This window comes from Pseudomonas sp. IT-P176, from assembly GCF_949767245.1.
Lineage (GTDB): Bacteria > Pseudomonadota > Gammaproteobacteria > Pseudomonadales > Pseudomonadaceae > Aquipseudomonas.
Genome location: NZ_CATKPN010000068.1, coordinates 176899 through 191513 on the forward strand (window position 1 = coordinate 176899; position 14615 = coordinate 191513).

Below are 14615 nucleotides of genomic sequence, written 5' to 3' on the forward strand. Positions count from 1 at the left end.
GGGGTCAGATCAGGATCACCGCCCACACCAGGGCAATCATGCTCAAAGCCACGAACTGCGCGGCGCTGCCCATGTCCTTGGCGTTTTTCGACAGCGGGTGCAGGTCGAGGGAGATGCGGTCAATGGCCGCTTCTACTGCGGAGTTGAGCAACTCCACGATCAGCGCCAGCAGACAGACGGCAATCAGCACAGCCTGTTCGACGCGGCTGACATTCAGAATGAAGGTCAGCGGAATCAATATCACGTTGAGCAACACCAGTTGCCGAAAAGCCGCTTCGCCGGTGAAAGCGGCGCGCAGGCCGTCCAGGGAGTAGCCCGAAGCGTTGAGGATGCGTTTGAGGCCGGTCTGGCCTTTGAAAGGTGACATATGAGTAGGCAACTGAAAAAAGGAGTGGGAAAGCTAGATCAACAAAAGTCAAAAAAGCGTGAATGAGCCGGCTTCACTGCGGCGAAATTGACTCAAGTTGTTGCAGGAGCAGCGCCGCCTGAGTCCGGGTGCGCACCCCCAGCTTGCGGAAAATCGCCGTCACGTGGGCCTTGATGGTCGCCTCCGACACACTCAGTTCGTAGGCAATCTGCTTGTTCAGCAAACCTTCGCAGACCATGGTCAGCACGCGGAACTGTTGCGGGGTCAAACTCGCCAGGCCCTCACTCGCAGCCTTGGCTTCCGGCGAGACACTGACCGCCTCGAACGCTTGCGGTGGCCAGAACACGTCGCCATCCAGCACCGCACGCACCGCCTGCTGGATCACTTCCAGCGAGCTGGATTTGGGAATGAAGCCGCTGGCCCCGAACTCCCGGGACTTGACCATGATCGACGCTTCTTCCTGTGCCGAGACCATCACCACCGGAATCTGCGGGTACTGGCCGCGCAACAGCACCAGCCCGGAGAATCCGTATGCACCCGGCATGTTCAGGTCCAGTAGCACCAGGTCCCAGTCGGCCTTCTCGGTCAGACGGGTTTCCAGCTCAGCAATGCTTGCCACTTCCACCAGGCGCACGTCCGGGCCCAGCCCCAGTGTGACAGCCTGGTGCAGTGCGCTACGAAAGAGAGGGTGGTCATCGGCAATCAGGATTTCGTATGTGGCCATTGTTCAAATGATCCTGTTTTTTATGGCAGGCCTGATGCATTCAAGCCTCACCAAAACAACTCAAGGTAGCACCAGCAGGCGCAACCAACAGGGTACGTTCAACGCCAAGAGCCCATAAAACCGGCGTTTCAATCTTCGGCCGCACCCTAATCGGCGCCAAGGATGCCCAGCGAAGCCGGGGTGGTCAAGCCGCATCCTTTACGGCATCTTAGCTGGCTAACTAATAAGAGTGCCATCATGCAGACCAAAGCCCTGCGTGCCGATGTCCTGATGTTGATCACCGCGATAATTTGGGGATCAGGATTTGTCGCACAAACCTCCGGCATGGATCACATTGGTCCTTTCCTCTATTCCGGCCTGCGCTTCGCGCTTGGTTCGTTGTGTCTGCTACCGCTGGTCCTGCGTGGCTCCCGTCAGAACAGCCACCACGAGCCCTTCCTGACCCGTGGCTTGTTGATCGGTGGCGGCCTGATGGGCCTCGCCCTGGCTCTGGGGATCAACCTGCAACAGGTCGGCCTCTTGTTCACCAGCGTGACCAACGCCGGTTTCATCACCGGGCTCTACGTCATCGTCGTGCCACTGCTGGGGCTGTTGATTGGCCACAAGACCGGGCTCGGCACCTGGTTCGGGGCGATTCTGGCGGTGGTCGGAATGTTCCTCCTCAGCGTAGGCGATCAGTTCCAGGTTGCGTCCGGCGACTGGTTGCAATTGATCGGCGCCTTTGTCTGGGGTGGACACGTGGTGCTGGTGGGCGTTTTCGCCAGCCGCCACGACCCGATTCGCCTGGCATTCCTGCAGTTCACTACCTGCGCGGTGGTCAGCCTGGTCCTGGCCCTGTGCCTGGAGACCTTCGAGCTCAACGCAATCATCGCCGCCGGCCCAGCCATCCTCTATGGTGGCCTGATTGCGGTCGGCATCGGCTACACCTTGCAGGTGATCGCCCAGAAAGACGCAATCGCCTCCCATGCCGCGATTATTTTTTCCCTGGAGGCGGTGTTTGCCGCCATTGCCGGGGCCTGGCTACTGGGTGAAGAACTGAGCCCGCGCGGCTATGTCGGCTGTGGGTTAATGCTGGCCGGGATGCTGGCAGCCCAGCTCTGGCCAAAAAGCCCAGCGCTGACCCGCAGTACAACCTAGAGGTAGGGCTTGAGGCGGGCGTGGACTGCGTCGAGCGGATCGATCGCCTGCTGAAACTTCGCCGACAAGTAATGGGTGCTGAAGACGTCCAGGTAGGCGTCCAGCACTTCGCTGGCGGCTAGGTCGTCGGCCAGTTCCAGGCAGAGCGCGGCCACTTCGGCGGTGCAGAAGTGATCATCGCGCTTGGAGCGGCGCAACTTGTAGCGCGACAGTTGCTCGGGCTGCAGGCTCAACACCGGCAAATGCTCGAGATAAGGGCTCTTGCGGAACATCTTGCGCGCCTCGCTCCAGGTCGCGTCCAGCAGAATGAACAGCGGGCGCTTGCCCGGCTCCAGCCGGACCTCGCTCACCACCCGCTGCGGGGCGACAAACTCCCCCGGAAACACGATGTACGGCTGCCACTGGGGATCGGCGATCAAGGCCAGCAAACCCGGCTCGACTTCGGTACGCGACCAGGGAAACGCACTGGTCTGCTCGATCACGTCGGCAATCAGCCAGCCGGTATTGCTCGGTTTCATCGGCTCGACATCATGCATCACCAGGCACATGGCCGATTTGGCGGCAACGGTCGGCCGCCAGGCACACATGCAATGGCTGGGGATCACCCGGCAGCCGGCGCACCGCTCAGCTCGCGAACCCCGCGCAACAAAGGGGCGGACGGCACGGGCCAGGCGCTGGGCGCGCAAACGGGAAACGGCGTGGCTCATGGCAGGTTTCGATGGCAAGGGGATTGAATTGACACAAAAAGCGCTCGGCAGGGCAATAAAGTGCCAGCAGTTTACCAGAGCAGCCCGCGCAAGCCTGTACCACCCGCCGCCCGCACCCTATAATTTGCCGCCACTGAACGCTCAGCCCTGTGACGGGTCGAAGCACCAGTCACTGAATCAGGAGAGTTTCATGCTGCGCCTAATCGTCCCCACCGCCGCCCTTGTGCTGGCTTTGCCTTTCTGCGCCCAGGCCGCGTCCCTGAAAGACTTGAACCTGAGCAAGATGCTGGAGAAGGTGGCCGCGGAAAGTAACGTTGGCCTGCCTCGCGAAGTCAGTGACAACATTCTGGACCAGGGCTACACGGTCGAAGGCAAGGAGCTGGTTGATCACCTCAGCGTGCAATCGGTGTACGCCGAAGAAATGCGCGCCAACCCGAAAGCCGTCTACCTGCAACTGGGTGCCAGCGTTTGCCGCAACCCCAACTACCGCAAGTTGATGGCCCAGGGCGCGATCTTGCGTTACGAATTCACCGAGAACAAAACCAACCGCCCGGTGGCCTCGGCCCGATTCCAGGAATCGGACTGCCCGGCAGAGCCTGCGAAAAAGAACAAGTAACTAGCCCGAACCCGCGCGTCGCTGCTCTTCATCGGCGCGCAATTCCGCCACCAGCGCCTGCAAATAAGGCGAGCGCTGTTCCCTGCCCTCCAGCCGCCGTCGACATTCCTCCTCCAGGCTCACCTGATGGTCCTCGGCTGCCGACTTGAGCATCTGATACAGCTGCGTATCGATCTCCAGTATCACCAGAGTCATAACCCGCCTCCGTGCCTAAGAATCGCCACTACTTGCGCGATGACTCCCCACAGCTCCTGGTGCCTTGCGTCTTGCCCTGGACGCACGACAAATGTGTTGCGTGTCTGTATTTCAGTAAATCAGAGCGTAGCGCCTAAGGTGGAGCTTCAGACAAGCGGTGAAAGTCGATCACCTATCGCCAACAAGCTATTGCCAGCACAGACTTTTCAGGACCATGATCAAGTCAGCGCAACTGACGCCGAGCGTCTAGATTTAACCTGTCGATGTTCAATGCTCACGGCAGAAAAGGGGCTGCCATCCAGAGCGGTGTCTTGCGAACATTTCTTTCATCCAAGGGATAAACAGAGCCCGTCTGGATGACTCGACGGCCGTCCGCGGCGGGTCGGGTTGGCTGCAATGCCCAGGCGACACAAGGTGTGTCGCGGCCCCGACGAATCTTTCGGTCGGGCCGAAGGTTCTGTGTAGAAGGAGAAGTTGAATGCCTTACCAACCGAATGACCTTCTGATACGTCATTTTCAGAACAACGGTGTCGATCTCACGAGCAAGATCGAAGAACAACTCAACCTGGTTTCCCCCAACAGCCCGAACATTCCGATCTACCGCGACATGATGCTGACTGTCCTGCGCATGGCCCAGGACGACCACAACCGCTGGAATGCCAAGATCACCCTACAAGCCTTGCGCGAACTGGAGCACGCTTTCCGTGTGCTGGAACAGTTCAAGGGACGCCGTAAGGTCACCGTGTTCGGCTCAGCGCGTACTCCGGTGGAGCACCCGCTGTATGCACTGGCCCGTGAACTGGGGGAAAAACTCGCGCAATCGGACCTGATGGTGATCACCGGAGCCGGTGGCGGGATCATGGCCGCCGCTCACGAAGGCGCCGGCCGTGATCACAGCCTTGGGTTCAACATCACCCTGCCCTTCGAACAGCATGCCAACCCCACCGTCGGTGGCACTGCCAACTTGCTGCCCTTCCACTTTTTCTTCACCCGCAAACTGTTCTTCGTCAAGGAAGCCGACGCGCTGGTGCTGTGCCCGGGCGGCTTCGGCACACTGGACGAAGCCCTGGAAGTACTGACCCTGATCCAGACCGGCAAAAGCCCACTGGTACCCGTGGTGCTGCTGGATGCACCGGGCGGCAAGTTCTGGGAAAGCGCATTGGAGTTTATCCGCAATCAATTGGAGGCCAATCGCTACATCCTGCCCAACGACCTGAAGCTGGTGCGTCTGGTGGATAACGCCGAGGAAGCCGTGGCGCAAATCAATCAGTTCTACAGCAACTTCCACTCCAGCCGCTGGCTAAAAAACCAGTTTGTGATCCGCATGAATCACGCGCTAAACGAGCAGGCGCTGGCACACCTGCAAGTGGCGTTCGCCGATCTGTGCCTCAGCGATCACTTTCACCAGCATGCCTACAGTGGCGAGGAGCATGACGAAGCGCAGTTCAGCCACTTGGCGCGTCTGGCGTTCACCTTCAATGCCCGGGATCATGGGCGCCTGCGTGAGTTGGTGGACTACCTCAACCTGCCGGAAAACTGGGTCACCTCCCAGCCCGCAACTGCCCAGCGCCAACGGGACCCTATCAAAGTGACGTGAATAAAAAAGCCCGACTATTTCTAGTCGGGCTTTTTTAGTCGTCCATTGCTCGGCCGCTGAACAACCGGCCGATCATCTCCATGGAGTAACCGCGATAAGCGAGGAAGCGCCCTTGCTTGGCACGCTCGCGGGCATCGATTGGTAAATGCCCGGCAAATTTACGGCGCCAGGTGTCTTCCAGTTGTGCCTGCCAGCTGATTCCACACTCGCGCAAGGCGAGTTCGATATCAGCGCGCTGCAATCCGCGCTGGCTCAACTCTTCACGAATGCGCAAAGGGCCGTAGCCTGAACGGGCCCGGTAGGAAACGAAACTTTCGAGGTAACGGGATTCGGACAGCAACCCCTCTTCCGTCAGACGGTCGAGGGCAGTGTCGATCATTTCATCGGGGGCGCCGCGCTGACGCAGTTTACGCGTCAGCTCGACTCGACCGTGCTCGCGTCGCGCGAGCAGGTCCATTGCGGTTCGCCGCACCGCGACGAGGGTATCGAGTACGGCGGTCATGGGATCAATCAGATATCAGCGTCGGCCAGGTCATCTTCAGTCTCTTTGACCGGCGCGGCGTTGAGGTCCACCGGCGTCAGCAGCTTGTCGCGAATCTGCTTCTCGAGCTTGGCTGCAATGTCCGGGTTGTCCTGCAGGAACTTGGCCGAGTTGGCCTTGCCCTGACCGATCTTGCTGCCGTTGTAGGCATACCAGGCACCGGACTTCTCAACAAAACCGTGCAACACACCCAGGTCGATCATCTCGCCATTGAGGTAGATGCCCTTGCCGTAAAGAATCTGGAACTCGGCCTGACGGAACGGTGCTGCCACCTTGTTCTTGACGACTTTGACGCGGGTTTCGCTGCCGACCACTTCGTCGCCTTCTTTCACCGCGCCAGTACGGCGGATGTCCAGGCGAACCGAGGCGTAGAACTTCAGCGCGTTACCACCGGTGGTGGTTTCCGGGCTGCCGAACATCACGCCGATTTTCATCCGGATCTGGTTGATGAAGATCACCAAGCAGTTGGCGTTCTTGATGTTACCGGTGATTTTACGCAGCGCCTGGGACATCAGGCGGGCTTGCAGGCCCACATGCATGTCGCCCATCTCGCCTTCGATTTCCGCCTTGGGTACCAGTGCAGCCACGGAGTCGACGATGATCACGTCAACCGCGTTGGAACGCACCAGCATGTCGGTGATTTCCAGGGCTTGCTCGCCGGTGTCCGGCTGGGAAACCAGCAGGTCGTCGACGTTGACCCCCAGTTTGCCGGCGTATTCCGGGTCCAGGGCGTGCTCGGCATCGACGAACGCGCAGGTCGCACCGGCTTTTTGCGCTTGGGCGATGACCGACAGGGTCAGGGTGGTTTTACCGGAAGATTCAGGACCGTAGATTTCAACGATACGGCCTTTTGGCAGGCCGCCAATGCCGAGTGCGATGTCCAGACCCAGAGAGCCAGTGGAGATAGCCGGGATCGCCTGACGGTCCTGATCGCCCATACGCATTACGGCACCCTTGCCGAATTGACGTTCGATCTGACCCAGGGCCGCAGCCAAGGCTTTCTTCTTGTTGTCGTCCATTAAAGTCCTCACGTAATCAATAAGGCCTGACGGCCAACACCTGTATAAGTAGACAGTATTATTCCACAGCGATTGTGGATCGCCTACCCCTGATTTGAGATTTCTCCGGCGGCATGTTGCAGCAAGCCCTCTAGCGCGGCCTTCACCGTTTGTCGGCGGACCTCATCGCGGTTACCGGGGAAGTGCCGGCACTCGCTAAACACGGCCTCGCCCACCCCCCAGGCCAGCCAGACAGTCCCCACCGGCTTGGCCGGCGAGCCGCCGTCAGGTCCGGCGATCCCGCTGACCGCCACGGCAAACCGCGCATGGCTGTTGCGCTGCGCGCCGCGAACCATGGCCTCCACGACCTCGCGACTCACCGCACCGACCTGCTCGAACAATTCGCCCGGCACCTTCAGTTGCTGGGTTTTCTGGCGATTGGAATACGTGACATACCCCGCCTCGAACCAGGCCGAACTGCCGGCAATCCGGGTGATCGCCTCGGCGATACCGCCCCCGGTGCAGGATTCGGCCGTGCTGACGTGGGCATTGAGAACCTGTAGACGCCGGCCCAGTTCCGCGGCCAGCTGAGTGATTTCATTCACGACTCTCTCCTTATCAGACGGGCGTGAGCACTACCCTACATGAGCAGGTTGCGCTTGCAAGGCGCTGGGGAAATCAAAATATGAGTGGCGCCGTGCCCGCGCACTACCGCTGATCCTCCGGGGCCTGGTCTTCCACTACGCCGATGCGCCTGGCCGCCCAGCGCTGATACAAGCCAATGGCGAAATCCGCACCGGCCATCGCCGTCAGGCAGCCGAATGCGGCAGCTGTCCAGGCCGAGATGTTGGCGGCATATAACAGCATCACCACCGAGACACCGCAGATCATGCTCGACCCAGAGCGCAGGCTCAGGCGCCGGACCAATGACCAGCCGCGCTCCCCCTCCTTGTCCGCACGCCACATTTCACCAGACAAGCCACCCAGCAGCGTGAGTGCAATGACCAGCCAGACAGGGATCTCCAGCAAGGCTTGCTGTTCGATTGTCATTTGATTGCTCCTGAGTGACGAGTCAAAACATTATGCACTGATGCATATATAGTCAATCGGAAACCCATCAAACTCAGCGAATATTCATGCATAAATGCATCAAAACAATTCACCTCCCCCCCAAAAAACTCCAGGCGCAAAAAAACCCGCCAGAGGACGGGTTGGGATTGGCACAAGAGACAATCAGCGAGCGTACATACCCCACCAGAACACATGCCCCAGGATTACGATCTGCCCGGTCTGGATATCCTGGAAGCCATAGTCCTCATCCGGATGCTCATCGCGATTGAAGCTGCGCAGGCGAATCCCGGTGGGCAGTCGATACAGCTGTTTCACGCGCAACTGGCCGTTGTGGTTGATCGCGTAGAGATCGCCGTCGACGATATCGCCGATCCCGCATTTGCCGGCATTCACCCCTACCGTGGCGCCATCACGCAGCACCGGCAACATGCTGTTGCCGCGCACGGTCACGCATTTGGCCTGATCGAATTGCACGCCGTTGTGGCGCAGGCTGCGCTTGCCAAAACGCAGGCTGGCGCGCTCGCTTTCTTCGATCACGAATCTTCCTGATCCAGCAGCCAATTCAACCTCGCGCAGAAAGGGTACCGAGACCTCGTCGTCTTCGATGGGAGTGTCGTCATCCCACAGGCTGATGTCCTTGAGCTCCGAGTGCGCGGGATCTCGTGCAGGCGGGTAACCCGGCGCGACATCGACACGGCCACGCAACTGGTCGGTGCTCACACGAAAATACTCGGCGATCTTCGAGATGTGTTTATCCGCCGGATCGGCGATCTTGCCGCCGAGTATCCGCGAGAGGGTGGATTGCGGCACGCCGGTACGCCGGTGAAGCTCCGTAGGGGAGATCCCGTGTTGATCGAGCAGCGCCCTGAGGACGGTAGAAACATTGCGTTTTTGCATACTTTGCATAATGCGGATTCTTTTTCGGGATGACAAATGCTGTTTCGCATAAATTGCCCTTCAGATTCGCAAAACACCCCCACTTGGCGTTCATCCCTGGGTCGTGCGGAGCCGCCCATGGTAACCTTGCGCCCATCGCGCAAAGGCCTGGGCAACGCCCTCCTTTACCCACCCCTTTGAATGAATCCGCCTGATTACCCGATGAATAAAGCACTTTCCGACCTGTCCTCCCACACCCCGATGATGCAGCAGTACTGGCGCCTGAAGAACCAGCACCCGGACCAGTTGATGTTCTATCGCATGGGTGACTTCTACGAGATCTTCTACGAAGACGCGAAGAAAGCCGCCAAGCTGCTGGACATCACCCTGACGGCGCGTGGGCAGTCGGCCGGCCAGGCGATTCCGATGTGTGGGATTCCTTACCATGCCGCCGAAGGTTACCTCGCCAAGCTGGTCAAGCTGGGCGAATCAGTAGTGATCTGTGAGCAGGTGGGTGATCCGGCGACCAGCAAAGGGCCGGTGGATCGCCAGGTGGTGCGCATCATCACCCCCGGCACCGTCAGCGACGAGGCGTTGCTGGACGAACGGCGCGACAACCTGATCGCTGCTGTGCTGGGTGACGAGCGCCTGTTCGGCCTGGCCGTACTGGACATCACCAGCGGCAACTTCACGGTGCTGGAAATCAAAGGCTGGGAAAACCTGCTGGCCGAGCTGGAACGGGTCAACCCGGTGGAACTGATGATCCCGGATGACTGGCCAAAAGACCTGCCGGCGGAAAAACGGCGTGGCGTTCGTCGTCGCGCGCCGTGGGATTTTGAGCGAGATTCGGCGTTCAAGAGCCTGTGCCAGCAATTTTCCACCCAGGACCTCAAGGGTTTTGGCTGCGAGAACCTGACCCTGGCTATCGGCGCTGCCGGTTGCCTCCTGAGCTATGCCAAGGAAACCCAGCGTACCGCCCTGCCGCACTTGCGCAGCCTGCGGCATGAACGCCTGGACGACACCGTGGTGCTGGACGGCGCGAGCCGACGCAACCTGGAACTGGACACCAACCTGGCCGGTGGCCGCGATAACACCCTGCAATCGGTGGTCGATCGTTGCCAGACTGCCATGGGCAGCCGCCTGCTGACCCGCTGGCTGAACCGCCCGTTGCGCGACCTGCAGGTGCTACAGGCGCGGCAGAGTTCGATCACCTGCCTGCTGGATGGCTATCGCTTCGAGAAACTGCAACCGCAGCTCAAGGAGATCGGCGACATAGAGCGAATCCTGGCGCGGATCGGCCTGCGCAACGCTCGCCCGCGCGACTTGGCACGCCTGCGTGACGCCCTCGGCGCCCTGCCGCAACTGCAAGTGGCGATGAGCGAACTGGAAGCGCCGCACCTGAACCAACTGGCCGTGACCACCAGCACCTATCCCGAACTGGCGGCGCTGCTGGAAAAAGCCATCATCGACAACCCGCCCGCAGTGATCCGCGACGGTGGGGTGTTGAAAACCGGGTACGACACCGAGCTCGACGAGCTGCAATCGCTGAGCGAGAACGCCGGCCAGTTCCTCATCGACCTGGAAGCCCGGGAAAAGGCGCGCACCGGCCTGTCCCACCTGAAGGTCGGTTACAACCGGATTCACGGCTACTTCATCGAACTGCCGAGCAAGCAGGCCGAACAGGCCCCCGCCGACTACATCCGGCGGCAGACGCTCAAGGGTGCCGAGCGTTTCATTACGCCGGAACTCAAGGCATTCGAAGACAAGGCACTGTCGGCCAAGAGCCGAGCGCTGGCCCGTGAGAAAATGCTTTATGAAGCCCTGCTCGAGGACTTGATCAGCCAATTGCCACCCTTGCAGGACACTGCAGCGGCACTGGCCGAGCTGGATGTGCTGAGCAACCTGGCCGAACGCGCGTTGAACCTTGATCTGAACTGCCCGCGTTTCGTCAGCGAGCCGTGCATGCGCATCAGCCAGGGCCGCCACCCAGTGGTCGAGCAAGTGCTGAGCACCCCGTTCGTGGCCAACGACCTGAGCCTGGACGACAACACCCGGATGCTGGTGATCACCGGGCCGAACATGGGCGGTAAATCCACCTATATGCGCCAGACTGCACTGATCGTGTTGCTGGCGCACATCGGCAGCTTCGTGCCGGCGGCCAGCTGTGAGTTGTCGCTGGTGGACCGGATCTTCACCCGGATCGGCTCCAGTGACGACCTTGCAGGCGGGCGCTCGACCTTTATGGTGGAAATGAGCGAAACCGCGAACATTCTGCACAATTCCACCGAACGCAGCCTGGTGCTGATGGACGAAGTGGGCCGTGGCACCAGCACCTTCGACGGCTTGTCCCTGGCCTGGGCAGCGGCCGAGCGCCTGGCCCAACTGCGCGCCTACACGCTGTTCGCTACCCACTACTTCGAGTTGACGGTGCTGCCGGAAGCCCAGCCATTGGTGGCCAACGTGCATCTCAACGCCACCGAACACAACGAGCGCATCGTTTTCCTCCACCACGTGCTGCCTGGCCCCGCCAGCCAGAGCTACGGCCTGGCGGTGGCACAACTGGCGGGCGTGCCCACAGAGGTCATCCTGCGCGCCCGAGAGCACTTGAGCCGCCTGGAAACCACCAGCCTGCCCCTTGAAGTCCCGGCTCCGGCCAAAGGCAAACCGGCAGCGCCGCAGCAGAGCGACATGTTCGCCAGCCTGCCCCACCCGGTGCTGGATGAACTGGCAAAACTCGATCTGGATGACCTGACACCACGTCGTGCACTCGAAATGCTCTATACACTGAAGACACGGATCTAACGCTGTTGCCTGCAAGCTGTTAGAATCTCGCGCGGTTTGGGGTGCTGCAGGCTATTAGCCTGGTCTGCAGGCAAGCGCTCCCAAACCTGGCGACCCCACCGTGAAGGGGCGCAGCACGCCGCCTGAGGAGAGAATTAGAAATGACCTTCGTCGTCACCGACAACTGCATCAAGTGCAAGTACACCGACTGCGTAGAAGTCTGTCCGGTGGACTGCTTTTACGAAGGCCCGAACTTCCTGGTGATTCACCCGGATGAGTGCATCGACTGCGCCCTGTGCGAGCCGGAATGCCCTGCTGTGGCCATCTTCTCCGAGGACGAAGTTCCGGACGAGATGCAAGAATTCATTCAGCTGAACGTTGAACTGGCCGAAATCTGGCCCAACATCACTGAGAAGAAAGATTCGCTGCCAGACGCAGCGGAGTTTGATGGCGTCAAAGGCAAGATCAAAGACCTGGTTCGCTGATCTTCGCTGCACGCTCAAAAAAGGCCCTTCGCGGGCCTTTTTGCATTTTGGAGCACGGTACTTTCAGCTGGCAAAAAAAAGGGGCGGTATGACCCGCCCACATTTTTTCCCTAGTCCCTGTGTTCCTTTTCATCGTCCTGATGAATCACGTCCTTGCGATGTTCCTTGACCATCATCCTTGATGGCTGTGTCTATCCGTCGACACAGGGCTGATATTAAAGGCTTCGCCAGCAATCACAATCACCGCTTAGGCTTAAACAGTAGGTGTAGAAGTGCCTGCGCTAATAATTAATTACTTATAAAACAAGATGTTAAAAAATGTATTACTGAGCAACAGCATTCATCCAGCAAGCATAAAAACCGAACACTTACGAAAGAGTAAGCCACGGCTTACAGCAACCCGGGAAAGCACCCGGGATACTCTCCCTGCTAAACACGTGGTGAAATCGCGGGCACAAAAAACCCCGAGATGCCGGGGTTTTTGCTGATCGAGTACCGGGGTTCCTGCTACTGGAACAAAGACTCGCTCGACAATCCATTTTTCTCGAGAATTTCACGCAGACGTTTCAGTCCTTCAACCTGGATCTGCCGGACCCGTTCGCGGGTCAGTCCGATTTCCAGGCCAACGTCTTCCAGCGTGCTGCTCTCATGGCCGCGCAAGCCGAAGCGGCGAATCACCACCTCTCGTTGCTTGTCGGTCAATTCGCACAGCCACTGATCGATACTCTGTGACAGGTCATCATCCTGAAGCAGCTCACAGGGATCGGTAGGGCGGTCGTCAGTCAGGGTGTCCAGCAGGGTTTTATCCGAATCCGGACCCAACGAGACGTCGACCGAAGAAACCCGCTCGTTCAGGCCGAGCATGCGCTTGACCTCTCCCACCGGTTTTTCCAGCAGGTTGGCGATTTCTTCGGGTGAGGGTTCATGATCGAGCTTTTGTGTCAGCTCTCGGGCGGCCCGCAAGTAGACATTCAGCTCTTTGACCACGTGAATCGGCAACCGGATGGTCCGGGTCTGATTCATGATCGCGCGCTCGATGGTCTGACGAATCCACCAGGTTGCGTAGGTCGAAAAGCGGAAGCCACGCTCCGGATCAAACTTTTCCACTGCCCGGATCAGCCCAAGGTTGCCCTCTTCGATCAAGTCGAGCAATGACAGCCCACGATTGACGTAGCGTCGGGCGATTTTCACCACCAGTCGCAAGTTGCTTTCAATCATGCGTTTACGCCCGGCCGGATCTCCACTTTGCGACAGGCGCGCAAAATGAACTTCTTCTTCCGGGGACAACAGGGGGGAAAAGCCGATTTCATTGAGATACAACTGGGTAGCATCTAGCGCCCGTGTGTAATCAATGTACTTGTGTTGCTTGAGTGAGGCGGAGTGTTTGGATTTTGCGCGAACTGAAGGTGTAGCAGACCCCTCATTCGACGTCTGATCCGATGCGACGTCGGTCTCCATCAGGAGAACCTCATCGTCGATGTCAAACTCCGGCACTTCTTTACTGAGAGCCATTGTTATAGTCCTTTGGTGAGTTCGACCTCAAGCTCAAGCGGCGCCTTTATCCTTGGCAACGCTGGAGCCTGTTCCTCTACGTGAAGGAACAGGCTGGTAACAAATCAACGACGTGGCAGGAATTGCAGCGGATCTACTGGCTTACCTTGTCGGCGAATCTCAAAATGCAGTTTCACCCGGTCCGTACCCGTTGACCCCATTTCGGCAATTGTCTGCCCAACCTTGACCTGCTGCCCCTCCCGAACCAACAGCCTGCGGTTGTGACCGTAGGCACTGACGTAGGTATCGCTGTGTTTGATAATGACCAATTCACCGTAGCCCCGCAAGCCACTCCCGGCGTAAACGACAGTCCCATCAGACGCAGCTAAAACAGGCTGTCCCAAATCTCCGGCGATATCAATTCCTTTATTCAAACTACCGTTTGAAGAGAATTTTCCAATAAGAATGCCATTAGATGGCCAACCCCATCCTGTGGGAGCGGGCCCCGCTGGAGGCAATGGCGCCGGCGCGGGCTTGCTGGCAGTAGACGGTGCAGCAGTGGCCGTACTGGTGCCGGTCGCCGAAGCCGGACGGCGAGTAACCGTGAATTTTCCGGAAGACGAAGAGTTGGTGGTGGAGGACGTTACGACCGGGGTCGGCGTTGAACCCGAGCGCCCATCGAAGCGAATCGTCTGACCCGGATGTATCGTATAAGGCGTAAGAATGTTGTTGCGCGCGGCGAGGGCTTTGTAGTCCCAGCCGTAGCGGAAAGCGATTGAAAACAAGGTATCGCCGCGACGGACTACGTACTGGCCGGTGGTAACGGCAGGACGCTGGGCGGCCGTGCTGTTGCGATCGACAACCCGCACGTCACTCGACTTGGTGCTGGAGCAACCGACCAGCAATGAGCTCAAGACAAGGCCAGTCACCAGGCACTGAAAGCTTTTTGTACCAATACGCTGCGCAATGACTTTGAGACTCACCCGCCGCTCCCTTTCTGGTGGCTGAAAATAGTAGATGCCTGGTTCA

At 59.1% G+C, this 14615-nt stretch carries 16 protein-coding genes; 5 read left to right on the forward strand and 11 right to left on the reverse strand.

The annotated features are described in order from the left end of the window. Nucleotides 1–4: 4 nt before the first annotated feature. Together ACM6IP_RS20015 and erdR are read right to left on the reverse strand one after the other, a co-directional pair. A complete protein-coding gene (locus ACM6IP_RS20015) occupies nucleotides 5–367 on the reverse strand; it encodes a diacylglycerol kinase (RefSeq protein WP_095166877.1) in 363 nt (120 codons plus the stop codon). 73 nt (nucleotides 368–440) lie between these two features. Then, on the reverse strand, nucleotides 441–1091 hold the full coding sequence (gene erdR / locus ACM6IP_RS20020; RefSeq protein WP_095166875.1) for a response regulator transcription factor ErdR: 651 nt from the start codon (nucleotides 1089–1091) through the stop codon (nucleotides 441–443). A gap of 237 nt (nucleotides 1092–1328) precedes the next feature. Here erdR and ACM6IP_RS20025 point away from each other — a divergent pair, with 237 nt between their 5' ends. Then, nucleotides 1329–2228 (forward strand): DMT family transporter, encoded by a 900-nt coding sequence (locus tag ACM6IP_RS20025; protein WP_414862151.1) that lies wholly within the window; start codon nucleotides 1329–1331, stop codon nucleotides 2226–2228. On the opposite strand, the gene ACM6IP_RS20030 is transcribed toward ACM6IP_RS20025, so the two are convergent. Further along, nucleotides 2225–2935, reverse strand: a complete 711-nt coding sequence (locus ACM6IP_RS20030; protein WP_095166871.1) for a tRNA-uridine aminocarboxypropyltransferase — start codon at nucleotides 2933–2935, stop codon at nucleotides 2225–2227. The genes ACM6IP_RS20025 and ACM6IP_RS20030 overlap by 4 nt on opposite strands. A 190-nt stretch (nucleotides 2936–3125) precedes the next feature. On the opposite strand from ACM6IP_RS20030, the gene ACM6IP_RS20035 reads away from it, so the two are divergent. Continuing rightward, nucleotides 3126–3551, forward strand: a complete 426-nt coding sequence (locus ACM6IP_RS20035; RefSeq protein WP_095166869.1) for a PA3611 family quorum-sensing-regulated virulence factor — start codon at nucleotides 3126–3128, stop codon at nucleotides 3549–3551. Here ACM6IP_RS20035 and ACM6IP_RS20040 read toward each other — a convergent pair whose 3' ends face one another. Further along, nucleotides 3552–3746 carry a hypothetical protein gene (locus tag ACM6IP_RS20040; RefSeq protein ID WP_095166855.1) on the reverse strand — a complete coding sequence of 65 codons (195 nt, stop codon included), beginning with the start codon at nucleotides 3744–3746 and terminating at the stop codon, nucleotides 3552–3554. It abuts the gene before it with no gap. Between the two features lie 478 nt (nucleotides 3747–4224). Here ACM6IP_RS20040 and ACM6IP_RS20045 point away from each other — a divergent pair, with 478 nt between their 5' ends. Beyond that, on the forward strand, nucleotides 4225–5343 hold the full coding sequence (locus ACM6IP_RS20045) for a TIGR00730 family Rossman fold protein (RefSeq protein WP_401128026.1): 1119 nt from the start codon (nucleotides 4225–4227) through the stop codon (nucleotides 5341–5343). 34 nt (nucleotides 5344–5377) lie between these two features. On the opposite strand, the gene recX is transcribed toward ACM6IP_RS20045, so the two are convergent. The 5 genes from recX to ACM6IP_RS20070 form a co-directional block, all read right to left on the reverse strand. Then, complete coding sequence (recX, locus tag ACM6IP_RS20050; RefSeq protein WP_095166851.1) at nucleotides 5378–5845, reverse strand: recombination regulator RecX; 468 nt, start codon at nucleotides 5843–5845, stop codon at nucleotides 5378–5380. A gap of 8 nt (nucleotides 5846–5853) precedes the next feature. Next, nucleotides 5854–6903 carry a recombinase RecA gene (recA, locus tag ACM6IP_RS20055; RefSeq protein WP_095166849.1) on the reverse strand — a complete coding sequence of 350 codons (1050 nt, stop codon included), beginning with the start codon at nucleotides 6901–6903 and terminating at the stop codon, nucleotides 5854–5856. Between the two features lie 83 nt (nucleotides 6904–6986). Next, entirely contained in the window at nucleotides 6987–7487 is a 501-nt protein-coding gene (locus tag ACM6IP_RS20060) for a CinA family protein (RefSeq protein WP_159994057.1), read from the reverse strand. 103 nt (nucleotides 7488–7590) lie between these two features. Beyond that, complete coding sequence (locus tag ACM6IP_RS20065; protein WP_095166845.1) at nucleotides 7591–7932, reverse strand: phage holin family protein; 342 nt, start codon at nucleotides 7930–7932, stop codon at nucleotides 7591–7593. Nucleotides 7933–8115: 183 nt separating this feature from the next. Then, entirely contained in the window at nucleotides 8116–8850 is a 735-nt protein-coding gene (locus ACM6IP_RS20070) for a helix-turn-helix transcriptional regulator (protein ID WP_095167143.1), read from the reverse strand. A gap of 201 nt (nucleotides 8851–9051) precedes the next feature. Here ACM6IP_RS20070 and mutS point away from each other — a divergent pair, with 201 nt between their 5' ends. Both mutS and fdxA read left to right on the forward strand, forming a co-directional pair. Further along, nucleotides 9052–11631: a DNA mismatch repair protein MutS gene (gene mutS / locus ACM6IP_RS20075; protein ID WP_414862152.1), complete on the forward strand. Its 2580-nt coding sequence runs from the start codon at nucleotides 9052–9054 to the stop codon at nucleotides 11629–11631. A 140-nt stretch (nucleotides 11632–11771) separates the two neighbouring features. Continuing rightward, nucleotides 11772–12095, forward strand: coding sequence for a ferredoxin FdxA (gene fdxA, locus ACM6IP_RS20080; RefSeq protein ID WP_095166841.1), 324 nt, complete (start codon nucleotides 11772–11774; stop codon nucleotides 12093–12095). A gap of 507 nt (nucleotides 12096–12602) precedes the next feature. Here the strand turns inward: fdxA and rpoS are convergent. Continuing rightward, nucleotides 12603–13607 (reverse strand): RNA polymerase sigma factor RpoS, encoded by a 1005-nt coding sequence (gene rpoS / locus ACM6IP_RS20085; protein WP_095166839.1) that lies wholly within the window; start codon nucleotides 13605–13607, stop codon nucleotides 12603–12605. Between the two features lie 104 nt (nucleotides 13608–13711). Further along, nucleotides 13712–14569 carry a peptidoglycan DD-metalloendopeptidase family protein gene (locus ACM6IP_RS20090; protein WP_414862153.1) on the reverse strand — a complete coding sequence of 286 codons (858 nt, stop codon included), beginning with the start codon at nucleotides 14567–14569 and terminating at the stop codon, nucleotides 13712–13714. Nucleotides 14570–14615 lie beyond the last annotated feature (46 nt).